Annotated in this window: 19 protein-coding genes and 2 tRNA genes; 11 read left to right on the top strand and 10 right to left on the bottom strand. The window is 70.4% G+C overall.

The window, feature by feature from the left end:
• Positions 1-131: 131 nt before the first annotated feature.
• The 5 genes from PIQ37_RS02470 to PIQ37_RS02450 all read left to right on the top strand — a co-directional run bounded on the left by PIQ37_RS02470 (position 132) and on the right by PIQ37_RS02450 (position 6631).
• Positions 132-581, top strand: coding sequence for a MarR family winged helix-turn-helix transcriptional regulator (locus tag PIQ37_RS02470; protein ID WP_342072221.1), 450 nt, complete (start codon positions 132-134; stop codon positions 579-581).
• 10 nt (positions 582-591) lie between these two features.
• The gene (locus tag PIQ37_RS02465; protein ID WP_342072220.1) at positions 592-2079 is read left to right on the top strand and encodes an efflux transporter outer membrane subunit; all 1488 of its coding nucleotides are present in this window, start codon (positions 592-594) and stop codon (positions 2077-2079) included.
• 10 nt (positions 2080-2089) lie between these two features.
• Positions 2090-3271, top strand: a complete 1182-nt coding sequence (locus tag PIQ37_RS02460; protein ID WP_342072219.1) for an HlyD family secretion protein — start codon at positions 2090-2092, stop codon at positions 3269-3271.
• A gap of 8 nt (positions 3272-3279) precedes the next feature.
• Entirely contained in the window at positions 3280-4857 is a 1578-nt protein-coding gene (locus PIQ37_RS02455) for a DHA2 family efflux MFS transporter permease subunit (RefSeq protein WP_342072218.1), read from the top strand.
• Between the two features lie 241 nt (positions 4858-5098).
• Positions 5099-6631 (top strand): GDSL-type esterase/lipase family protein, encoded by a 1533-nt coding sequence (locus PIQ37_RS02450; protein WP_342072217.1) that lies wholly within the window; start codon positions 5099-5101, stop codon positions 6629-6631.
• 181 nt (positions 6632-6812) lie between these two features.
• Here the strand turns inward: PIQ37_RS02450 and PIQ37_RS02445 are convergent, their stop codons facing one another.
• Positions 6813-7160, bottom strand: coding sequence for a helix-turn-helix domain-containing protein (locus tag PIQ37_RS02445; RefSeq protein WP_017910998.1), 348 nt, complete (start codon positions 7158-7160; stop codon positions 6813-6815).
• A gap of 248 nt (positions 7161-7408) precedes the next feature.
• Between PIQ37_RS02445 and PIQ37_RS02440 the strand changes: the two genes are divergently transcribed.
• Positions 7409-7606 (top strand): hypothetical protein, encoded by a 198-nt coding sequence (locus PIQ37_RS02440; RefSeq protein ID WP_010343993.1) that lies wholly within the window; start codon positions 7409-7411, stop codon positions 7604-7606.
• 74 nt (positions 7607-7680) lie between these two features.
• Here PIQ37_RS02440 and PIQ37_RS02435 read toward each other — a convergent pair.
• Positions 7681-7765: transfer RNA gene (locus tag PIQ37_RS02435), tRNA-Leu, on the bottom strand.
• Positions 7766-7861: 96 nt separating this feature from the next.
• Positions 7862-8311, bottom strand: a complete 450-nt coding sequence (locus PIQ37_RS02430; RefSeq protein WP_152245914.1) for a VirK family protein — start codon at positions 8309-8311, stop codon at positions 7862-7864.
• A gap of 354 nt (positions 8312-8665) precedes the next feature.
• Here PIQ37_RS02430 and PIQ37_RS02425 point away from each other — a divergent pair.
• From PIQ37_RS02425 to PIQ37_RS02405, 5 genes are all read left to right on the top strand, one after another.
• Positions 8666-8750: transfer RNA gene (locus PIQ37_RS02425), tRNA-Leu, on the top strand.
• A 139-nt stretch (positions 8751-8889) separates the two neighbouring features.
• Positions 8890-11316 (top strand): ribonuclease R, encoded by a 2427-nt coding sequence (gene rnr, locus PIQ37_RS02420; RefSeq protein ID WP_342072216.1) that lies wholly within the window; start codon positions 8890-8892, stop codon positions 11314-11316.
• A 101-nt stretch (positions 11317-11417) separates the two neighbouring features.
• On the top strand, positions 11418-11891 hold the full coding sequence (locus PIQ37_RS02415) for a GFA family protein (protein WP_342072215.1): 474 nt from the start codon (positions 11418-11420) through the stop codon (positions 11889-11891).
• 335 nt (positions 11892-12226) lie between these two features.
• A complete protein-coding gene (gene rlmB / locus PIQ37_RS02410) occupies positions 12227-12973 on the top strand; it encodes a 23S rRNA (guanosine(2251)-2'-O)-methyltransferase RlmB (protein WP_017913459.1) in 747 nt (248 codons plus the stop codon).
• 952 nt (positions 12974-13925) lie between these two features.
• Entirely contained in the window at positions 13926-16868 is a 2943-nt protein-coding gene (locus PIQ37_RS02405; protein WP_407136400.1) for a ligand-binding sensor domain-containing diguanylate cyclase, read from the top strand.
• A gap of 70 nt (positions 16869-16938) precedes the next feature.
• Here the strand turns inward: PIQ37_RS02405 and PIQ37_RS02400 are convergent, their stop codons facing one another.
• The 7 genes from PIQ37_RS02400 to PIQ37_RS02370 form a co-directional block, all read right to left on the bottom strand.
• Positions 16939-17367 (bottom strand): hypothetical protein, encoded by a 429-nt coding sequence (locus PIQ37_RS02400; RefSeq protein ID WP_342072214.1) that lies wholly within the window; start codon positions 17365-17367, stop codon positions 16939-16941.
• Between the two features lie 16 nt (positions 17368-17383).
• Positions 17384-17965, bottom strand: a complete 582-nt coding sequence (locus PIQ37_RS02395; RefSeq protein WP_342072213.1) for a hypothetical protein — start codon at positions 17963-17965, stop codon at positions 17384-17386.
• Positions 17966-18040: 75 nt separating this feature from the next.
• Positions 18041-18373: a low molecular weight protein tyrosine phosphatase family protein gene (locus PIQ37_RS02390; protein ID WP_342072212.1), complete on the bottom strand. Its 333-nt coding sequence runs from the start codon at positions 18371-18373 to the stop codon at positions 18041-18043.
• 107 nt (positions 18374-18480) lie between these two features.
• Complete coding sequence (gene rnt / locus PIQ37_RS02385; protein WP_342072211.1) at positions 18481-19134, bottom strand: ribonuclease T; 654 nt, start codon at positions 19132-19134, stop codon at positions 18481-18483.
• A gap of 41 nt (positions 19135-19175) precedes the next feature.
• The gene (locus PIQ37_RS02380; RefSeq protein ID WP_342072210.1) at positions 19176-19922 is read right to left on the bottom strand and encodes an HvfC family RiPP maturation protein; all 747 of its coding nucleotides are present in this window, start codon (positions 19920-19922) and stop codon (positions 19176-19178) included.
• Positions 19919-20785, bottom strand: a complete 867-nt coding sequence (locus PIQ37_RS02375) for an HvfB family MNIO-type RiPP peptide maturase (protein ID WP_342072209.1) — start codon at positions 20783-20785, stop codon at positions 19919-19921. Before PIQ37_RS02375 ends, PIQ37_RS02380 begins: the two co-directional genes overlap by 4 nt.
• Positions 20772-21173 (bottom strand): HvfA family oxazolone/thioamide-modified RiPP metallophore, encoded by a 402-nt coding sequence (locus tag PIQ37_RS02370; RefSeq protein ID WP_342072208.1) that lies wholly within the window; start codon positions 21171-21173, stop codon positions 20772-20774. Before PIQ37_RS02370 ends, PIQ37_RS02375 begins: the two co-directional genes overlap by 14 nt.
• Positions 21174-21193: the final 20 nt, after the last annotated feature.

Below are 21193 nucleotides of genomic sequence, written 5' to 3'. Positions count from 1 at the left end.
GTAATACCGAGCCATGGCCGCGCGCCGCTACAGTGCGCTCGCCGTCAGCGTTCCTTCGCTGCAACGCAGCATCTACTTTCCTTGGGGATATTTTCTTGACATATATTTCTAAATGAAAATAATAGGCGCCCATGAACTGCGCTCCCTCCTTCCCTGGCCAACCCTCGTTCGGCCTGCTGCTGCGCCAGGTGCGTGACGGCCTGATGCGCCGCCTCGACCAGGCCATGGCCGGGCTGGAGCCGGACCTGGGCTTCAGCCACTACATCGGCATGAAGGCCCTGGCCCACATGGCGCCGTGCACCGCCAACGAACTGGCCCAGGCCATCGACCAGAACCCCAGCGCGGTGACGCGCCTGCTGGACAAGCTGGAAGACCTGGGCTGGGTGCGCCGCGAGGCGCACGCGCAGGACCGCCGCGCGCTGCGCCTGGTGCTGACCGACGAAGGCCAGGCGCTGTGGCAGCAGCTCAAGCAGCGCGGCGACGACGCCATCGCCGATGCCTTGCGCGATCTGTCCGCCGACGAGCGCGAGCACTTGTTTTCGCTGTTGGTCCGCGTCCGCGATTCCCTCAATTCGCCCTGAACCCGCCCACATGACTCTGTCTTCTTCTCCCTCCCGCCTGCGCCCGTTCGCGGTCGCGGCCCTCACCCTGGCACTGGCGGCCTGCGCCAGCAGCCGTGGCCTGGAACCGCAGGGGCGCCGGCTCGATGCCGACCGCCAGCTGCACATCGGCAAGACCCTGGCCGCGGACGCGCTGGCGCCGGCGCCGTGGCCGCAGCAGGACTGGTGGAAGGCGCTGGGCGATCCGCAGCTCGACGCGCTGATCGCCGAGGCCCTGCAGGGCACGCCCAGCCTGGACGCCGCCGATGCGCGGCTGCGCCTGGCGCAGGCGCAGGCCGGCGCGGCCGATGCCGACCGCGGCGCCAAGCTGTCGCTGTCGGCCGGCTACACCGGCCTGCAACTGCCCAAGGGCCTGGCCGGCGACGAGATCGGCGGCAAGTACATCCACAACGAACAGGCGCTGCTGAACTTCAGCTACGGCTTCGACCTGTGGGGCGGCAAGCGCGCCTCGTGGGAGGCGGCAGTGGACCAGGCGCATGCGGCCGAGGTCGACGCGCAGGCCGCGCGCCTGGACCTGTCGGCCGGCGTCGCCCGCGCCTACGCGCAACTGGGCTACGCCTGGCATCTGTACGACCTGGCCGGCGCCGAACTGGCGCGCTCGGAGAACAGCCTCAAGCTGGTGCGGCAGCGCCGCGATGCCGGCATCGACAACAACCTGCAGCTGCGCCAGGCCGAGGCGCGCGTGCCGGCGGCGCGCCAGCAGCAGGCGGCGGCGCAGCAGCAGATCGACGAAGCGCGCACTGCGCTGGCGGCCTTGCTCGGCCGCGGCCCGGACCGCGGGCTGCAGATCGAGCGGCCGCGCCTGCTCGACCCGCAGGCCGCGCGGGTGCCGTCGGTGCTGCCCAGCGACCTGCTCGGCCGCCGGCCCGACGTTGTCGCCGCGCGCTGGCGGGTGGAAGCCGCCTCGCAGGGCATCCATGCGGCCAAGGCGCAGTTCTATCCCAGCATCAACCTGAGCCTGCTGGGCGGCGTCGCCGCGACCAACCCGGGCGACCTGTTCAAGAGTTCGTCGGTGCTGGGCCTGCTCAGCCCGGGCGTGAGCCTGCCGCTGTTCGACAGCGGGCGGCTGCGCAGCCAACTGGCCGAGCGCGATGCGCAGTACGACCTGGCGGTGGCCAACTACAACCAGACCCTGGTGGCGGCGCTGCGCGAGGTGGCCGATCAGGTCAACGCCGCGCGTTCGCTGGCCGAGCAGGCGCAGCAGCAGGCGCAGGCGCTGGAGACGGCGCAGGCCGCCTTCGACCTGTCCCAGCAGCGCTACCGCGCCGGCATCGGCAACTACCTGGACGTGCTTAGCGCGCAACAGCAGTTGCTCGACGCGCAGCAGCGCCTGGCGTCGCTGCAATCCAATCAGATCCTGGTCTCGGTGCGCCTGAATCAGGCGCTGGGCGGTGGCTACGACGCCACCTCCGCCGCCGATGCGCCGAGCTCTTCTTCTTCCGCACCTTCGCATTCCTGAGATCGCTGCAATGAATCAGACAACGACCCCCGCTTCCTCCGCTCCCGCCCCCAGCCGGCGCGGCAAGCTGCTGCGCGGCCTGGCCGTGGTAGTGGTGCTGGTGCTGATCGCGCTGGCGATCTGGTACTTCCTGGTCGGCCGCTGGCACGAGGACACCGACGACGCCTACGTGCAGGGCAACCTGGTGCAGATCACCCCGATGGTGGCCGGCACCGTGGTGCGCATCGACGCCGACGACGGCATGCGCGTGGAGCGCGGCCAGCCGCTGGTCAAGCTCGACCCGGCCGACACCGAGGTCGCGCTGCAGCAGGCCGAGGCCAATCTGGCGCGCACCGTGCGCCAGGTGCGCGGTCTGTACCGCTCGGTCGAGGGCGCCCAGGCCGAACTGTCCGCGCAGCAGGTGACCCTGCAGCGCGCCCGCGCCGACGTCGCCCGCCGTGCCAGCCTGGTCGCCACCGGGGCGATCTCCGCCGAAGAACTGGCGCATGCCCGCGATCAGCTGGCCGCCGCCGAGGCCGCGGTCAGCGGCTCGCGCGAGACCCTGGCGCGCAACCGCGCGTTGATCGACGAGAACGGCGTGGCCGACCAGCCCGACGTGCAGGGCGCCGCCGCGCAGGTGCGCCAGGCCTTCCTCAACAACGCCCGCAGCGCCATCGTCGCGCCGGTGGCCGGTTATGTGGCGCGGCGCTCGGTGCAGGTCGGCCAGCGCGTGCAGCCCGGCACCGCGCTGATGGCGGTGGTGCCGCTGAACCAGGTGTGGGTGGACGCCAACTTCAAGGAAACCCAGCTCAAGCACATGCGCCTGGGCCAGCCGGTGGAACTGGAGTCGGATGTGTACGGCAGCGCGGTGACCTACCACGGCACCGTGCAGAGCCTGGGCATCGGCACCGGCAGTGCGTTCTCGCTGCTGCCGGCGCAGAACGCCAGCGGCAACTGGATCAAGATCGTGCAGCGCGTGCCGGTGCGCATCGCCATCGACGCCAAGCAGCTGGAGCAGCATCCGCTGCGCATCGGCCTGTCGATGAAGGCCAACGTCAACCTGCATGACCAGAACGGCTCGGTGCTGCCGACCAAGCCGGCCAGCGGCGTGCTGCTGGATACCGATGTGTATGCGCAGCAGCTGCAGCAGGCCGATGCGGCCGTGAAGCAGATCATCCACGCCAACCTGCCCGACGCCGCCAAGGCGAACTGAGCCCGGTCATGTCCAACCAAGCTGCCGCTCCCGCCGCGCCCGGGGTTCCGGGCGCACCGGCCGCCGGGTTCCGCCCGGCCAGTGTGGCGTTGTGCACGGTGGGCCTGGCGATGGCCTCGTTCATGCAGGTGCTCGACACCACCATCGCCAACGTCTCGCTGCCCACCATCGCCGGCAACCTCGGCGCCAGTTCGCAGCAGGCGACCTGGGTCATCACCTCGTTCGCGGTCAGCAACGCCATCGCGCTGCCGCTGACCGGCTTCCTCAGCCGCCGTTTCGGCGAGACCAAGCTGTTCGTGTGGGCCACGCTGGCCTTCACCGCGGCCTCGCTGCTGTGCGGCCTGGCCCAGAGCATGGGCATGCTGGTGGTGTCGCGCGCGCTGCAGGGCTTCGTCTGCGGCCCGATGTACCCGATCACCCAGAGCCTGCTGGTGTCGATCTACCCGCGCGAGAAACGCGGGCAGGCGTTGGCCTTGCTGGCGATGATCACCGTGGTCGCGCCCATCGCCGGGCCGATCCTCGGCGGCTGGATCACCGACAACTACAGCTGGGAATGGATCTTCCTGATCAACGTGCCGCTGGGCATCATCGCCGCGACCGTGGTCGGCTCGCAGCTGCGCGACCGTCCCGAACCGATCGAGCGCCCGCGCATGGACTACGTCGGCCTGATCACCCTGATCATCGGCGTCGGCTGCCTGCAGGTGGTGCTGGATCTGGGCAACGACGAGGACTGGTTCAGTTCGACCAAGATCGTCGTGCTGGCCGCGATCTCGGCGGTGGCGCTGGCGGTGTTCCTGATCTGGGAGCTGACCGACAAGGATCCGATCGTCGACCTGCGGCTGTTCCGCCACCGCAACTTCCGCGCCGGCACCATGGCGCTGATCGTCGCCTACGCCGCGTTCTTCAGCGTGTCGCTGCTGATCCCGCAGTGGCTGCAGCGCGACATGGGCTACACCGCGATCTGGGCCGGCCTGGCCACCGCGCCGATCGGCATCCTGCCGGTGATCATGACCCCGTTCGTCGGCAAGTACGCCTCGCGCTTCGACCTGCGGATGCTGGCCAGCATCGCCTTCATCTTCATGGCCACCACCAGCTTCATGCGCTCGGACTTCAACCTGCAGGTGGATTTCCCGCATGTGGCCGGCGTGCAGTTGCTGATGGGCGTGGGCGTGGCGCTATTCTTCATGCCGGTGCTGCAGATCCTGCTGTCGGACCTGGACGGACGCGAGATCGCCGCCGGCTCCGGCCTGGCCACGTTCCTGCGCACGCTGGGCGGCAGCTTCGCCGCGTCGCTGACCACCTACCTGTGGGCCAAGCGCACGCAGCTGCACCATGCGCATCTGACCGAGCACATCTCCACCTACACGCCGGGCATGCAGGAACAGGTGCAGATGATGGGCAACGGCAGCCTGCAGAACGGCGCGGCGTTGCTCAACAACACCATCAACCACCAGGCCTCGCAGATGGGCTTCAACGACATCTTCTACCTGCTGGGCTGGACCTTCCTCGGGATCATCTTCTTCCTGTGGCTGGCCAAGCCGCCGTTCGGCGGCGGTGGTGGCGCGGCGGCGGCTGGCGGCCACTGAGCCTCGACGGCGGCACGTCGGCACGGACGGCACCACGCCCGGTGCCGTCCGTGCCGCTGCAATGGTGGTGCGATAGCGGCGCATGCACCCCATTGCCTGATGGCGTGCCGTCCGGCGCGCCGCACCCGGGCGTGCCAAGTGGCATGCGCGTCCGGCGTCGCGCTCCAGCGCCGGGACACTTGCCGCTGCCGCGGCCTGCGCACCAGAATGCGGCTCTTCGCAGGCTTCGGCAGCCCCGCACATGCAGCGCTTTCTCCGCGCCTTCGGCGCCCGCTTCGCCGCATCGCTTCCGCGCGCGGCCGTCCTCGTACTGCTGTGCCTTGGCGCGCACCCGGGCCATGCGCAGGCCGCACCGCCGCCGGCGCCCTCGCCAGTGCCGGTGACCCCGGCCGATCGCCTGCACGAAACCTGGTGGGCCGAGCGCCACCAACAGGTGTTGGCGCAGGGACGTGCGCACCCCGATGCGCCGCTGCTGCTGATCGGCGATTCGATCACCCAGAACTACGAGAAGGCGCAGGCACCGGACGAAGACTTCCAGTCGACCTGGCAGACCTTCTACGGCAGCCGCGGCGCGCTCAACCTCGGCTTCAGCGGCGACGCCACCGAACACGTGCTGTGGCGCCTGCAGCACGGCGAGATCGACGGCCTGCGGCCCAAGGTCGCGGTCCTGCTGATCGGCACCAACAACACCGGCCACGAAGGGCAAGGCGCGGCGGACACGGTGCGCGGCATCGATGCGGTGGTGGCCACGCTGGAGCAGCGCCTGCCGCGCACGCGCATCCTGTTGCTCGGCGTGCTGCCCAGCGGACTGTCGGCGCAGAAGAGTGCGCGCGATGCCGAGGTCAACCGCGCGCTGGCAGTGCGCTACGGCGACAACCCGCGCGTGGCCTACCTGGACATCGGCACGGTGTTCCAGCGCGCCGACGGCACGCTGGACCCGAGCCTGTTCTACGATCCGCGGCAGCGTCCCGGCAGTGGCGCGCTGCACCCGGACACGCGCGGGCAGCGGCGCATGGCCGAGGCCATCGAGCCGACCCTGGCGCGGCTGCTCGACGAGGCGCCGCGGCTGCCGCTGGACGCGATGACCGACGTCGACACCGCACGCATCGCGGTGCCCTGGCTGGAGCAGGATTCCTACGACTGGTACGGACGCCACCATGCCGCACTGGACGCCGCGCGGCAGTTGCAGCCGCAGGTGGTGATGCTTGGCGACTCGATCACCCATTTCTGGGCGGGCGCGCCCCAGGCGATCCGGGTGAATGGCGCGCAGGCCTGGCAGCGCACCTTCGGCGACGCGCGGGTGCTGAACCTGGGCTTCGGCTGGGACCGCACCCAGAACGTGCTGTGGCGGCTGCGCCAGGGCGAGGTGGACGGTCTGGCGCCGCGCTGGGTGGTGATCAACCTCGGCACCAACAATCTCGCCGGCACCGAGCATGCGCGCACCAACACGCCGCGGGAGACCGCCGACGGGGTGGCGGCGGTGGTCGCCGAGGTCCGGCGGCGCCTGCCGCGCAGCCGGATCGTGCTGATGGGCATCTTCCCGCGCGGCTTCGCCGCCGATGCGCCGCAGCGTGCGCCGATCCTGGAGACCAACCGCCTGCTGGCCGCGCGCTTCGCCCACGACCCGCAGGTGCACTGGCTCGACATCGGCGCGCGCTTCCTGCAGCCGGACGGCACGCTGCCGGCGGCGCTGATGCCCGATGGCACCCATCCCAGCGAAGCGGGCTACGCGATCTGGGGCGAGGCGCTGCGCAAGCTCGGCGTCGGCGGCTGAAAGGGCGTCTCGAACAACGCGCGTTGCCGTGGCTCAGCGGGACACGTGGTCGTCCTCGTAGGAGCGGCTTCAGCCGCGACGGGGCGTTATCGGTAGCGCCTCGTCGCGGCTGAAGCCGCTCCTACGAATGGCATTCGTCGTTGCTCGAAGTACCGGAAGCAACAGAGCAGCCGATGCGACCTCAGCCGTTATCGGGCTTGAGCAGTTCCAGCACGGCTTCGCGGCGCCGCACCGAGGCGTTGCGATAGCGCGCGAGCAAGGCGCGCTCCTGCGCGTCCTGCGCCAGCAACGGATAGTCGGCGGGCAGGTCCTGCACGCGCTTGCCGGGACCGACGCCGCACACCAGTTCGTCGAGCGAGCGGTTCAGCACGCTGCGCAGCGTCGGCAGCAGGCGGAAGCTCGGCGTTTCGCGGTCGTTCTCCCAGGCCGACACCGAGGACTTGGTGACGTCCAGCGCGAAGCCCAACTGCTCCTGGGTGAGCCCGGCGGCTTTTCTGGCTTCGCGCAAACGCTCGCCGAAGCTATTCATCGCGGTGGGCCTTGGGGGACGGCGGGCCTACCAAGATATGGAGCATCCGCCGGCTTGTCGTACAGTCACGCTTGACTCCAATTGTTCGGAGATTCAATACTCGTGCGGTGCGGAATGCACGGACGCGCGAGGATGCGCATGCAGGACATGGATGTTGTGGACACGAGGGTGTCGGCGCCGCGGTGCGCCGCCGTCATGCGTTGGCCGATCGCGGCACGCGGCGCCTGCCGGCACGTGGGGGAGGGCGCATGGCCACCTACGAAGTGAGACTCCGGCGCGTCGCGCAACTGGAGCCGTCCTTGCAGGTGCTGGTGCATGCCGCCAATGCCTACCTGGCCGCGCGTGCGGCCGAACGCCACAACCCGGGCTACCGTGCCTACAAGGTGGCGGTGTGGGTGAAGGGCGTGCGCGTGGACATCGGTCCGTTGCGTCCGCCGCAGCGCTGAGCGCCGCGGCCTGCGCGCAGCCAACAAAAAACCCGCCGAAGCGGGTTTTGAGATCGTGCTCGACCTGTCGGTCGTGGTGCCCAGGAGAGGACTCGAACCTCCACGGTTTTACCCGCTAGTACCTGAAACTAGTGCGTCTACCAATTCCGCCACCTGGGCAACTCAGAACGAGAATTGTGCGCGTGGCAGCGGGCACTGTCAAGCGTTTTACGACGGCGGCAGTGCAGCGCCGTCGCGGACGCGTCGGTGGCGACCTCAGTAGCCGACGTTGAAGCGCAAGCCCTGGTTGATCGCGCAGCGGTAGCCGAGGGTGCTGCCGGTCTGCTGGTAGCTGGGCAGGGCGAACACGAACATGGTGAAGTCCACGGTGTTGTCGGGATGCACCTGGTAGCGCAGGAACTGCTGGATCGGCTTGCCGTCGCGGCCGACGGTGACGTGTTCGTCGGCGAAGGACAGGGTGCCGTCGGCGGTGACGCGGTAGGCGCCGATGCGCAGGCCGCCACGGGTCTGGCTCGGGGTGGCGCCGCCGGAGGTCGGCGTGCACTGGCTCAGGTCGATCGCCACGGCGACCGAGGCGCCGCTGTCCAGGGCGCGCTGGATCTCGGTGAGCGAGCCGAGCGAGGCGTCGTCGGCAGTGGCGGCGGAAGCGCTGCCGGCGCTGGCGAACAGGGCGGCGGCGAGCAGGGAAGCGGACAGGCTGTGCATGGGGGAAGGCTCCGGAGCGTGGGGGAGGGCGACGGATTGCCGGATGCAAACTAGCGAGGCGCCGAATCGGGTCAACCGACAAAATCGCGAACTTCCGCTGCCGTCACGGCGCATCTTCGAAGCAGGTCCGCTTGTGACAGCGCTGTGTCGGAATCGGCATCGCGCATGCTGTTTTCCGCCGAATCCGCGCGCCGTCGAAGCGTGCGCGGGTGCACAGCCGCGCGGCGCTTGGGATGTGCGCGGCACCGCTGCGTGCCGCGGTCGGATCGCGTCATCGATGCCGGCAATCGAGACCGGCGCAAAAATAGGCGTTGACAAGGTCGCGGCGGCACCGCAGAATTCGCGGCCTTCAGCGCCCAGGTGGCGGAATTGGTAGACGCACTAGTTTCAGGTACTAGCGGGTAAAACCGTGGAGGTTCGAGTCCTCTCCTGGGCACCACAGGCAACATCGCGAGAGCGCTGAACTCTCGCACCGACCGGCCCGCTGACGCGGGCTTCGTCGTTTCTGGGGCGCACGTTCGCCGCGGCGCGCCGCCCGGTTCGGGTGACGGCCACCTGCATGGGAGTACCATGCGCGGATGACAACTCGCAAAAGCAAGTCCGGCAAGCCCGGCAAATCCGCGTCTGGCGACGCGCCCACCTCTGATACGCCGAAGAAATCGCGTCTGCCCGCCTGGATGCCCAGCTTCCTGCGCCGTGGCCCCAAGCCGCCGCTGCAACCGCTGCACCCACCGTCGCCACCGCCGGCGGCCGCGCCCGACACCGCCGCGCCGATCCAGGATCCGTATGCCGCACGCGAGGCCGAGCGCTACGCGCAGCCGATCGCCAGCCGCGAGGCGATCCTGCAACTGCTCGAACGCTGCGACGGCCCGCAGACCCTGGACGAACTGGCCGAGCAGCTCGGCCTGACCGAGCCGACCCGCAAGGAAGCGCTGAGCAAGCGCCTGGGTGCGATGCTGCGCGAAGCCCAGGTGGTGCAGAACCGCCGCGGCGGCTACGCGCCGCTGCAGCAGACCAACCTGATCCCCGGCGTGGTGATCGCCAATCCCGACGGCTTCGGCTTCCTGCGCCCGGACGAGGGCGGCGACGACCTGTTCCTGCCGCCGTACGAAATGCGCAAGGTGCTGCATGGCGACCGCGCGCTGGCCAACGTCACCGGCATCGACCGCCGCGGCCGCCGCGAGGGCAGCATCGCGCGCGTGCTCGAGCGCGGCCTGACCCGCCTGATCGGCCGCTTCAGCCTGGAAGCCGGCATCGCTTTCGTGGTGCCGGACGACAAGCGCATCCAGCGCAACGTGCAGATCCCCGCCGATGCCGTCGGCGAGGCCCGCGACGGGCAACTGGTGGTGTGCGAACTCACCTCCGCGCCGGACGCGCGGCGCCCGCCGATCGGCAAGATCATCGCCGTGCTGGGCGACAAGCTGACCCCGTCGCTGCTGGTGGAGGCGGCGATCCACGGCCACGAATTGCCCTACGAATTCCCGCAGGAGGTGCTGGACGAAGCCGCGGCGGTACCGCTGACGGTGGAGCCGGCGGCGATCAAGGGCCGCGTGGACCTGCGGCAGACGCCGCTGGTGACCATCGACGGTGCCGACGCTAAGGACTTCGACGACGCGGTGTTCTGCGAGTCCAACGCCGACGGGTTCCGCCTGGTGGTGGCGATCGCCGACGTGTCGCACTACGTGCGTCCGGGCACGCCGCTGGATACCGAAGCGGTCAAGCGCGCGACGTCGGTGTACTTCCCCGGTTTCGTGGTGCCGATGCTGCCGGAGACGCTGTCCAACGGCATCTGCTCGCTCAACCCCAAGGTCGACCGCATGTGCTTCGTCTGCGACATGCAGATCGACCGCCAGGGCGAGGTGGCCGGTGCGCGCTTCTACGAGGCGGTGATGAATTCGCACGCGCGGCTCACCTACGAGCAGGTGTGGCAGGCGGTGGGCGAAAAAGACGAGCAAGTGCGCAAGGACGTGGCGGCGGTGCTGCCGCAGCTGGAGCGGCTGCATCAGCTGTACCAGATCCTGGCCAAGGCGCGTGCGCGCCGCGGCGCGATCGAGTTCGAGACCGCGGAAGTGCGCTTCGTGCTCGACAACACCGGCGAGGTGACCCAGGCTGGCATGCTGGTGCGCAACGACGCGCACAAGCTGATCGAGGAATGCATGATCGCCGCCAACGTGGCCGCGGCGCGCTACCTGCTGGAGACGCATATTCCCGCGCCGTTCCGCGTGCACGAGCGCCCGCCGGAATCCAAGTACGCCGACCTGCTGGAGTTCCTCAAGGAGTTCAAGCTGAGCCTGCCGGCATGGAGCAAGGTGGTGCCGGGCGACTACACCAAGCTGCTGAAGAAGGTGCGCGAGCGCCCGGACGCGGCGCTGCTGGAATCGGTGCTGCTGCGCAGCCAGAGCATGGCGGTGTACTCGCCCGACAACGCCGGCCACTTCGGCCTGGCGCTGGAGGCGTACGCGCACTTCACCTCGCCGATCCGCCGCTATCCGGACCTGCTGGTGCACCGCGCGATCAAGTACGCACTGACCCGCGGTGCGCCGGACAAGTACCTTTACGCGCCGCGCGCGATGGCGGCGCTGGCGCTGCAGTGCTCCGAGCGCGAGCGCCGTGCCGACGAGGCCGAGCGCGAGGTCGACGAGCGCTACCGCGCCGCGTGGATGGAGAAGCACGTCGGCGGGCAGTTCGACGGCGTGGTCAGCGGCGTCACCAGCTTCGGCCTGTTCGTCGAGCTGGACCAGTCCAAGGTCAACGGCCTGATCCACGTGACCCAGTTGCCGCAGGACTATTACCAGTTCGACGCGACCCGCAAGACCCTGACCGGCGAGCGCCGCGGGCGCGAGTTCCGCCTGGGCGACCGCGTGCGCATCCTGGTGCTGAAGGCGAGCATGGAAGAGCGCAAGATCGACTTCCGCCTGGTCGAGGAAGGCTCGTCGGCACACGACGAGTTGCCGCCGCCGCCACCGCGTGGGCAGCCGGCCAAGCGCAAGAAAAAGAAGTACTGACGGCGCAGCGTCGCGGCGAACCGCCTGGCGGCCGCCGCGATCGCGCTTCCCGTACGTCGTGCGGGAGCCCTGCGCGATGCGGTTCGCAGCGGAGAGCGGATATGGAGCAGGAGCAGGAGTACAGCGGCGGTTGCCAGTGCGGGGCGGTGCGGTTCCGCGTGCGCGGACGGCTGCACGACGCCTCGATCTGCCATTGCCGGATGTGCCAGAAGGCGTTCGGCGCCTACTACGCGCCGCTGGTCTCCACACGCGGCGCGGACCTGACCTGGACCCGCGGCACGCCCAGGCGCTTCGCCTCGTCCAACCTGGTGCAGCGCGGCTTCTGCGCCGACTGCGGCACGCCGCTGACCTACGAAGCGCCGGACGGCATCGCGGTGGCCGCCGGCGCTTTCGACCATCCGGAGGCAGTGCCGCCGACCATCCAGTACGGCATCGAAGCGAAGCTGCGGTTCGTGGACGCGCTGCATCGGCTGTCGGCGGTCCGCACCGAGGGCGATCTGGCCGCCGCGCCGTTCCTGGCCGATGTGGTCTCGCGCCAGCATCCGGACCACGACACCGAGCACTGGCCGGTCTGAGCTGCGATGGGCAGTGCCGACGGCGAGCGGAGCGTGTCGGTGCCGGTAACCTCGGGTAATCGGCGCGCCACGCAGCAGGCCGGGGTTCCCCAGGTCACCGCGTCGGGACTGAAGTCCCTCCCACAAGGCCCCGTCGCGCCCAGACTGGATGGCGCTGCATCGGTGGTCTTGCCGCCGCGACACGCACGCCCCGGGCATCGCAGGAAAGCACGACGTCACGGCCAAGCCGCTTCTGCCAATCCCGACTCCCCATTCCCCAATCCCAGCCCCCCAGGCATGACGCCAGCGGCCACAACCCCTACCATGCCCGCTTTCCTTACGCGTAGTCCCGCCTCATGAGCAAGCAGAACCAGTGGATCGTCGGCGTCAACGCCGTGGCGTCGTCGATCGAGAACGACGCGGACAATGTGCGCGAGGTGCTGGTGGAAGCGGGCAGCAAGAATCCGCGCCTGCAGGAGATCGAGGAGAACGCGCGGCGCAAGGGCATCGACGTGCGGCGGGTGAACACGCAGGCGCTGGACGGCGTCGGCGGCTCCGTGCGTCACCAGGGCGTGGCCGCGCGTTATGCCGCGGCACGGACCTGGGCCGAGAGCGAGCTGGAAGGCCTGGTCAGCGCCGCCGAGGGCCGCGCCCTGCTGCTGGTGCTGGACGGCGTGCAGGACCCGCACAACCTCGGCGCCTGCCTGCGCAGCGCCGCCGCGGCCGGGGTGACCGCGGTGGTGATTCCCAAGGACAAATCGGCGCCGGTCAACGCCACAGTGCGCAAGACCTCGGCCGGCGCCGCCGATCGCCTGCCGATCGTGGCGGTGACCAACCTGGCGCGCTGCCTGCGCGAGCTGCAGAAGCAGGGCGTGTGGATCTACGGCCTGGCCGGCGAGGCCGAGACCTCGCTGTACGCGCAGGACCTGCGTGGCAACGTGGCGCTGGTGCTGGGCGGCGAGTCCGACGGCCTGCGCCGGCTGACCCGGGAGCATTGCGACGGCCTGGTGCGGATCCCGATGCCGGGCGAGATCGAGAGCCTCAACGTCTCGGTCGCCGCCGGCGTGACCCTGTTCGAGGCGGTGCGGCAGCGCCTGGGCTGAGCGCGGTGCCGCCCCCATTCGGCGACGTCGGCACTGCTCCGTCATCGCCGGGAGCAACGTAAGCCCCTCTCCCCCCGGGAGAGGGGTTGGGGTGAGGGTACGGGGCGAAGCCTTCGCGCATCAAAACGACACCAGGCTTCGCCCGCACCCTTGTCGCCGCTGCGATCGATGTCTTCCCAGGCTGCGCCCGTACCCTCATCCGCCCCTTCGGGGCACCTTCTCCCGATGGGAGAAGGGGAGCGCGTTGCGCCTGGAGCCCCTCTCCCCCCGGGAGAGGGGTTGGGGTGAGGGTACGGGGCGAAGCCTTCGCGCATCAGGACGACACCAGACTTCGCCCGCACGCTTGTCGCCGCCGCGATCGATGTCTCCCCAGGCTGCGCCCGTACGCTCATCCGCCCTTCGGGGCACCTTCTCCCGATGGGAGAAGGGAGCGTGCCGCGGCTGTAGCCCCTCTCCCCCCGGGAGAGGGGTTGGGGTGAGGGTACGGGGCGGAGCCTTCGCGCATCAAAACGACACCAGGCTTCGCCCGCCCCCTTGTCCGCCGCCGCGATCGATGTCTTCCCAGGCTTCGCCCGTACCCTCATCCGCCCCTTCGGGGCACCTTCTCCCGGTGGGAGAAGGGAGCGTGCCGCGATGGAATTCTGGTGGTGCCGTTCTCTGCAAAGGCCGCTCCGGCTTAACCGCCGCGCAATCTTCACGCGTCCTTTTCCCGCAGCCTGCTACCGCCTACACCCGCAGCGACGCTTTTTTGCCTACCATGGGCGCTCGTCCCGTGTTCCGCTCCGGTAATGAGTCTGTGTCGCCCCCGTCCCCTTGACGCTGGCCCCCCGCGCCAGGGTCCTGTCGCGCCCCGCCTGCGTCGGATCGGGTCGGGACAGTGAACGTCGCCAGGGGGAGGGGGGAGACGGCGCTCGCACGCGACCGCGGGCGCGCCTGGCCGGTCGCCTGGCCGGTGCTGCTGTTCTTGCTGCTGGCATTGGGCGTGGCGTGGCGCGCCGTTGCCGCCGATGGTGGAGCAGACGGGGTGCCGCCGCTACGCGACTACGCGATCGATTCCTGGACCTCGCGCAACGGCCTGCCGCACAACTCCCTGCGCGATCTGGCGCAGACCCCGGACGGCCGCCTGTGGTTCGCCACCTGGGAAGGGCTGGTGCGCTACAACGGCCAGGACTTCACCGTCATCGACCGCAGCACCCGGCCGGGCCTGCCCGACAACGGCGTGGGCTCGCTGTACGTGGACCGCGCCGGCGCGCTGTGGCTCAGCGATTCGCGCGGCAATCTCGGCCGCCACGATGCGGCCGGCAACTGGCGCTTCTGGCGGCAGCCGCCGGGCTGGCCGCATGCGCTGATCCACGCCATGACCCAGGACCGCGACGGCCGCATGTGGCTGCTGTTCGAAGGCAACGGCCTGGGCTGCCTGTGGCCGGACGGTCGCTTCGATTACCAGCCGGCGCCGCGCGACCTGCCGTTGGCGGCGAGCTTCCCGCACCTGGCCGCCGACGATCAGGGGCGCATCTGGATCGGCAGTCTCGATGGCCTGCTGTACCGCGACCCGCAGGGTGTGCTGCGGCGCGCGCCGGCCGCGTTCGGCCTGCCGCCGGGGCTGGCCTGGCCGTATCGGGCACCGGACGGCTCGCTGTGGGTGGTGGCCGGCGAGAACCTGTATCGATTGCAGGGCGAGCAGGCGGTGCTCGTGCAGCATCTGCCGGGCTATGGCCATTTCACCTCGATGCTGCGCGACCGCGATGGCGCGATCTGGCTGGGCACCGAGAACCAGGGACTGCTGCGGATCAGTGTGCACGGCATCGAGCGCATGCTGCCGGGCGACGTGCTGCCCAACGGGCGCATCGTCAGCCTGCTGCAGGACGCCGAGGGCAGCATCTGGATCGGCGCCAATGGCGGCCTGTTCCGGCTGCGCGAGACGCTGTTCGCCGGCTACACCCGCCGCGACGGACTCAGTGGCGACTACGTGCGCGCGCTGCTGGAGACGCCCGATGGCGCGCTGTGGATCGGCAGCGCCGCCGGGCTGGACCGGATGGCGCCGGATGGCCGCATCGCCCCGGTTGCGCTGCGCGACGCGCCATCGGTCCTGAGTCTGGCGCGCGGCAGCGACGGCGACCTGTGGATGGGTACCTACGCCGACGGCGTGTTCCGCCTGCGCGACGGCCGCGTCGTGCGCCACTACGGAACCAACGAGGGCTTGCCCAGCGGGCAGGTGCGTGCGCTCAGTGTCGATGCGGCCGGCACGGTCTGGATCGGCACGCGCAGCGGGGTGATGCGCATCGACGGCGACCGGCTGTCGGTGCCGGACGTGCCCGGCTTGCCGCACGGCCTGATCACCGCCCTGGCCAGCGTCGACGGCGCGCTGTGGATCGGCTCGGTCGAAGGCGCGGCGGTACTGCGTGACGGCCGGGTGCGGAAGCTGGCGCTGGAACCGCTGGGCGGTGCGCGCACCGTGTTCGGATTCCAGGCGCTGGGCCGCGATGTGTGGATTTCCACCGACCGCGGCCTGCACCGCGACCGCGACGGCCAGCTGGCGCGGGTGGGGCTGGAGCAGGGCATGCCGGTGGACACGGTGTTCCAACTGGTCCGAGACCGCCTCGGCAACGTCTGGATCAGCAGCAATCGCGGCGTGCTGCGGACCACCGCGGCGGCGCTGGACGCGGTCGCCGACGGCCGCCAGGCGCGGTTGCAGGTGAGCCGTTACGACGAGATCGACGGCATGTCCAACGCCCAGGGCAATGGCAGCTCCGGGCCGTCGATGATCCTGCGCCACGACGGTACGGTGTGGCTGGTCACCGCCGGCGGCGTCAGCATGGTCGATCCGCGGCGCCTGGCGCGCTTCCGCGATCGTTTGCCGCCGCCGGCGGCGATCGAGAGCGTGCTGCTGGATGGCCAGCCCTTCCCGTGGCAGAACACGTCGCAACTGCCCGGCGCCAAGCGCATCACCGTGTCCTACGTCGGCCTCAGCTATCTGCTGCCCGAGCGCATCCGCTACCGCACCCGGCTCGACGGCCTGGACACCGGTTGGATCGACCGCGGCAACCAGCGCAGCGTGGAGTTCATCGGGCTGCCGCCGGGCGACTACACCCTGCACGTGGCCGCGGCGCATCCGGACGGCGCCTGGAGCACGCGCGAAGCCGTGTGGCGTTTCAGCGTGGCGCCGCTGTGGTGGCAGCGACACAGCGTCCATGCGGCGGCCGTGGTGGCGCTGCTGCTGGCGCTGGTGCTGCTGTACCGCTACCTGATCGCGCGCTACAAGCGTCGCGCCCTGCGCCTGGAGCGGTTGGTGGCGCGGCGCACCAGCGCGCTGCGGCTGCAGACCGAGCGCCTGCTGCAGGCCGATGCCGAGAAGAGCCAGCTGCTGGCGGAACTGCAGCGGCAGGCCACCGCGTTCGAGCGCCTGGCGCACGAGGATGCGCTGACCGCGTTGCCCAACCGGCGTCACTTCGACGAGGTGCTGGTGCACAGCATGCAGCGCGCGCAACGCAGTGGCGCGCCGCTGTGCCTGTTGGTGATGGACATCGACCGCTTCAAGCAGATCAACGACGGCTACTCGCATGCCACCGGCGATGCGGTGCTGCGCGAGGTCGGGCAACTGCTGCTGAGCGCCTGCCGCGCCTCCGACCTGCCGGCGCGTCTGGGCGGCGAAGAGTTCGCGGTGCTGCTCGGCGACACGCCGCTGGCCGACGCCGAGCGCCTGGCCACGCGCCTGCGCGACCTATTCCATGCACGCCTGCAGTGGGCGCCCGAGGCGCCGGCGCTGCGCGTTACCTTCAGCGCCGGCCTGGTCGCGCTGCGCCCGGACGACACGCCGAGCCAGTGGCTGGAGCGCGCTGATGGCGCGCTGTACCGGGCCAAGGGCATGGGGCGCGATCGGGTGTGCGTGGGCTGAGTGCATGCGTTCGGGCATGCGGCTCGGTGTTGTCGTTCTGCCTTGTCGCGTGATCGCAGACGCGCGCGGTTCAGCGTGTGGCGTGCTGGTCCAGCCTCTCCAGCGCCATCTCCGCCGCCTCACGGGTGTCTGGGTGTTCCGACTGCAACGATAGGGCCAGCCCCGCGCGCAAGGTCGGATCGGCAAAGGCGGCGGCCGACTGCGTGACCCAGTAGCGGCTGCCGTCAGGTAGCGCGGGATCGTCGAGCGCCTCCCGGATCGCGGCAATGGCGTCGCTGCGGTCGCAGGCATGGAACACGTCCTCGACCAGCGGATAGATACCCCAGCCATCGCCGTGGCCGAAGGAGCGCAGGAACAGCGGCAGCACGTCGCGGCCCGGATCGGCCAGGAACAGCCGTCTCGCCGCGTCATAGGCATCGATCAGCGCCTGGGTGAGCTGGTCGTCGTCGGGCAGCGGCTGGTGCGCGCGCAGGAACACCATCGCGTCGGTCTTGTTCACTAGAGCGCGTTTATCTTCATGGCGCGCCATGATGCGCGTTGTCGTGCGGTGGCGCAGCGCCTGCTTCGGTCGCCGCGGCATCAATCGCGGCGTCAGCGCGGTTGCGGCGCAATTGCTGCAGCAGGATCAAGGCGACCGCCAGCGCGAACAGGTTCAGCCCAAGGAAGCTCGCGCCCTCCGGGCGGAGCAGGGTGAACAAGAAGTGGCTGCCGAGCATGAAGTTTGCGCCGGTCTTGAGCGGGGCGAACTGGACGCCGGCGGTGAGATGAAATCCGCAGGCGAACATGTAGCTGACCCAAGGACTGTTGAAGGCCGGCACCTGCGCCAGCCAGAACGCCCGGTTGACGCGGATCGCGTTGGGCCGGCCTTCCAGCAACTGGATGCCGCAGTAGATACCCCAGCTGTAGAGCGCGGCGAACGCGGCGCAGATGATCCAGTCGGCCGGCTGCCGCAGATTCGGCACCTGGCTGACGATGGCAAGAAAGCCGATGCCCGCGCCGCCGATGTCGAGAATGCCGATGCTGCGGCGCTTCCATGCTTGCATGACGCGGTCATCCTGGTGGGGGCGCCTTGGCCGGCGCGGCGGCGAGCGTAGCACGCGTGCCGGCGTGTCTCGGGATGGCGGTCGTGCTTGTGCGAATGCACGCCTCGAAGTGGCGGCCGAGGACCAGGATCAGCGCGCAGCCAGGTGGCGCGCTACCTTCGCGGTCAGCAGCTGCACCAGCGCCGGATCCATGTAGCCGTAGTCGTCGGGGATGTCGAGGCAGACGATGCGTGCGCGGCCGAGATGGCGCTTGAACCGGCGCGACAGCTTGGTGCGATGCGCCGGTTCCATGACGAAGACGATGTCCGCCCACTCCAGCAGTTCCGGGGTGATTGGGGTATCCGCGTCGTGGTCGACGCCGGCCGAGGCGGTGTCCACGCCGGGCCAGGTGGCGAACACCTGTTCCGCGGTGGGGCTGCGCAGCCGGTTGCGGCTGCAGACGAACAGCAGGTGGCGGGTCATGCGAGCCGCTGCCGGCGTGTGCGCGGCGCTATCACGGGTGGTTCGGCCGCCATGGCGCCGGGCCAACGCGCCGGCGGCGCGCACGTGTCGTGCAATCCATGCCGCGGCTATAGCGCCGCGCCGACCGGCGGGGCCGGCCAGGCGTTGGCGATCTTGCAGAACAGGCGCGCGGTCTGCTCGGTGTCGTAGACCGCGCTGTGCGCGTCGGCGGCGTTCCAGTCGAAGCCGGCGGCCTGCACCGCGCGCGCCAGCACGGTCTGGCCGTAGGCGATGCCGGCCAGGGTGACGGTGTCGAACACGCTGAAGGGATGGAACGGATTGCGCTTGTGGCCGCAGCGGGCGACCGTGGCGTTGAGGAAGTTGAGATCGAAATGGGCGTTGTGGCCGACCAGGATGGCGCGCTGGCACCCGTACTTCTTCACCGCCGCGCGCACCGGCGCGAACACGTGGTCCAGCGCCTCGCGTTCGGGCTTGGCGAAGCGGAACGGATGGTCCAGGACGATGCCGGTGACTTCCAGCGATTTCGGATCGATCAACGTGCCGGGCGCCGGCACCACGTGCGCGCTGGCGGTGACGCCGGGATACAGCTGGCCGAAATCGTCCATTTCGATCGGCACCACCGCGATCTCCAGCAGTGCATGCTTGTTCCAGTCGAAACCGCCGGTTTCCACGTCCACCACCACGGGCAGGTAGCCGCGGAAACGCCGCGACATCGGGGTGATGACCAGGGGTTGCGAGGGACTGTCGACCGAATCGTTCATCCGCCAAGGTTAGCAGAGCGCGGCCGCCGGCCACCGCGGCGTCACTCCGGCAAGCGCGTGCCGAGCACGCTGCCCTGCGCGCGCAGCCGTTCCAGCAGGGCCGCGCCCTCGTCCAGCAGGGCGGCGGGCGCAAGGCCGTGCGCGGCGGCCAGCTCCAGCAGCAGTGCGCGTCCGCTGCGCGTGCCGGACTGCAGCGCCGCCAGCACGTCATAGGCCAGCGGCGCCAGTTCGGCGAAGCGCACCTGGCCGTCGGCCTCGCGCCGCGCCAGCAGGCAGGTCGGCTGCGCCGGCGCCGTGTCCGGTTGCCAGGCCGGGCCGATGCGCTGCACCGGCCAGCGGTAGCGCAGCAGGCGCAGCCAGGGCGACAGCAGCGGGATGCCGTCGAGCAGGTCGCCATGCGGCGCATGCGGCGGCAGCGCCGCATCGTCGATCTGCACCTGCAGTTCCACGGTCTCGTAGTGCGCCAGTTCCGCCATCCAGGGGCGCTGCGGATCGGGCGCGCGCTGCGCCAGGAACGCCACCAGCTCGTCGCCCAGGCGCGGGAACAGCGGTGTGTGGGCGCGGTGTTCGGCGCAGAACGCGCGCAGCAGCGCCGTCCAGTTGGTGTCGCCGAGGGTGGCGCGCAGCACCGGAAACTGGCCGCCCAGCAGCTGCGCCAGGTTGTCGAAGAACAGGGCGCGGTACACCGCCAGGCGCTGCGGCGGGATGTCAGCGGGCGGCGGGTGTCGCTGCGGATCGCGCAGATGCAGGGTCAGCGCGAACTGCTGCGCGCGCAGCGTCTCGCTCATGCGTCGGGCGACTGCGCACGCGCCTGCGCGGCGCGGATGCACTGCACTTCGTCCAGCAGCTCGCCCAGCGGCGGGAACTGGCCGTCGCGCTCGAGCACGGTGGGACGCACGCCGTGCAGGCGGTAGGCGGCGGCGAGCAGGGTCCACACCGGGTCGGCCACCGGCGCGGCGTGGGTGTCGATCTTCAGCCCGCTGGCCGGGTCGTCGCGGTGTCCGGCGACGTGATACGAGACGATGCGCGCGCTGGGCAGGGCGGCGAGGAAGGCCAGCGCGTCGTCGCCGTGGTTGCAGGCATTGACGTGCACGTTGTTGACGTCCAGCAGCAGGTCGCAGTCAGCCTCGGCCAGCACCGCGGTCACGAAGGCGGCCTCGCTCATCGCCTGGCCCGGTGCGGCGTAGTAGGAGACGTTCTCCACCGCGATGCGCCGGCCCAGAACGTCCTGCACCTGGGCGATGCGCGCGCCGACGTGGCGCACCGCCTCGTCGGTGAACGGCAGCGGCAGCAGTTCGTAGAGGTGGCCGTCGTCGGCGCTGTAGCTGAGGTGCTCGCTGTACAGCGCGACCCGGTGCCGGTCGAGAAACTCCCGGGTCTGCTGCAGCAGGGTGGTATCCAGCGCCGCCACGCCGCCCAGCGACAGCGACAGGCCGTGGCAGCTGAGCGGATGCCGCGCGCTCAGCGTCTGCAGCAGTTCCCCGGGGCGGCCACCGACGCCGATCCAGTTGTCCGGTGCGCATTCGAGGAAATCGAACGCGTCCGCCGGTGCCTGCAGCAGGTCCTGGAGCAGGCCGCGGCGCAGCCCAAGGCCGGCGCTGGCCGCGGCCAGCGGCCGGGCGTCGTACCGGGGTGGTTCAGAGGCTGCCACCGCATTTGCCCTCGCCGCACTTGCCTTCGGCCATGGCCTTGTCGTCGTGCTTGGCCTGGGGCGTGGCGGCGCGAGCGGCCGCCTCGGGCTTGGCCGGCGTCGCCGCCGGGGCGTGCGCGCCGCAACTGCCGTCGCCGGCCTTGGCGCCGCAGCCGCCTTCGCTGGCCTTGGCCGGATCGGCGGCCTGCCTGGCCTGCGCCGGCGGCGCGGGCGTCGGCGTTGCCGACGCGCTCGCCTCGGTGCTTTGCGGCGGGGTGACGGCAGCCTGCGCGCCCAGCGCATAGCCCTGGGCGAGGTCGGTCATCGCCAGCGCGGAGGCGGACAGGCCGATCCCGCCAAGCAGGACCGCACCGGCGAGGGCAGAGGACGGACGGGACGACGTGGACATGCGCAGGCTCCTGGCGATGG

Origin of the sequence: Xanthomonas protegens (assembly GCF_038442435.1) — a bacterium.
GTDB lineage: Bacteria > Pseudomonadota > Gammaproteobacteria > Xanthomonadales > Xanthomonadaceae > Xanthomonas_A > Xanthomonas_A sontii.
The sequence above is the reverse complement of the archived record's forward strand: the minus strand, read 5'-3'. Positions and strand labels throughout refer to the sequence as shown.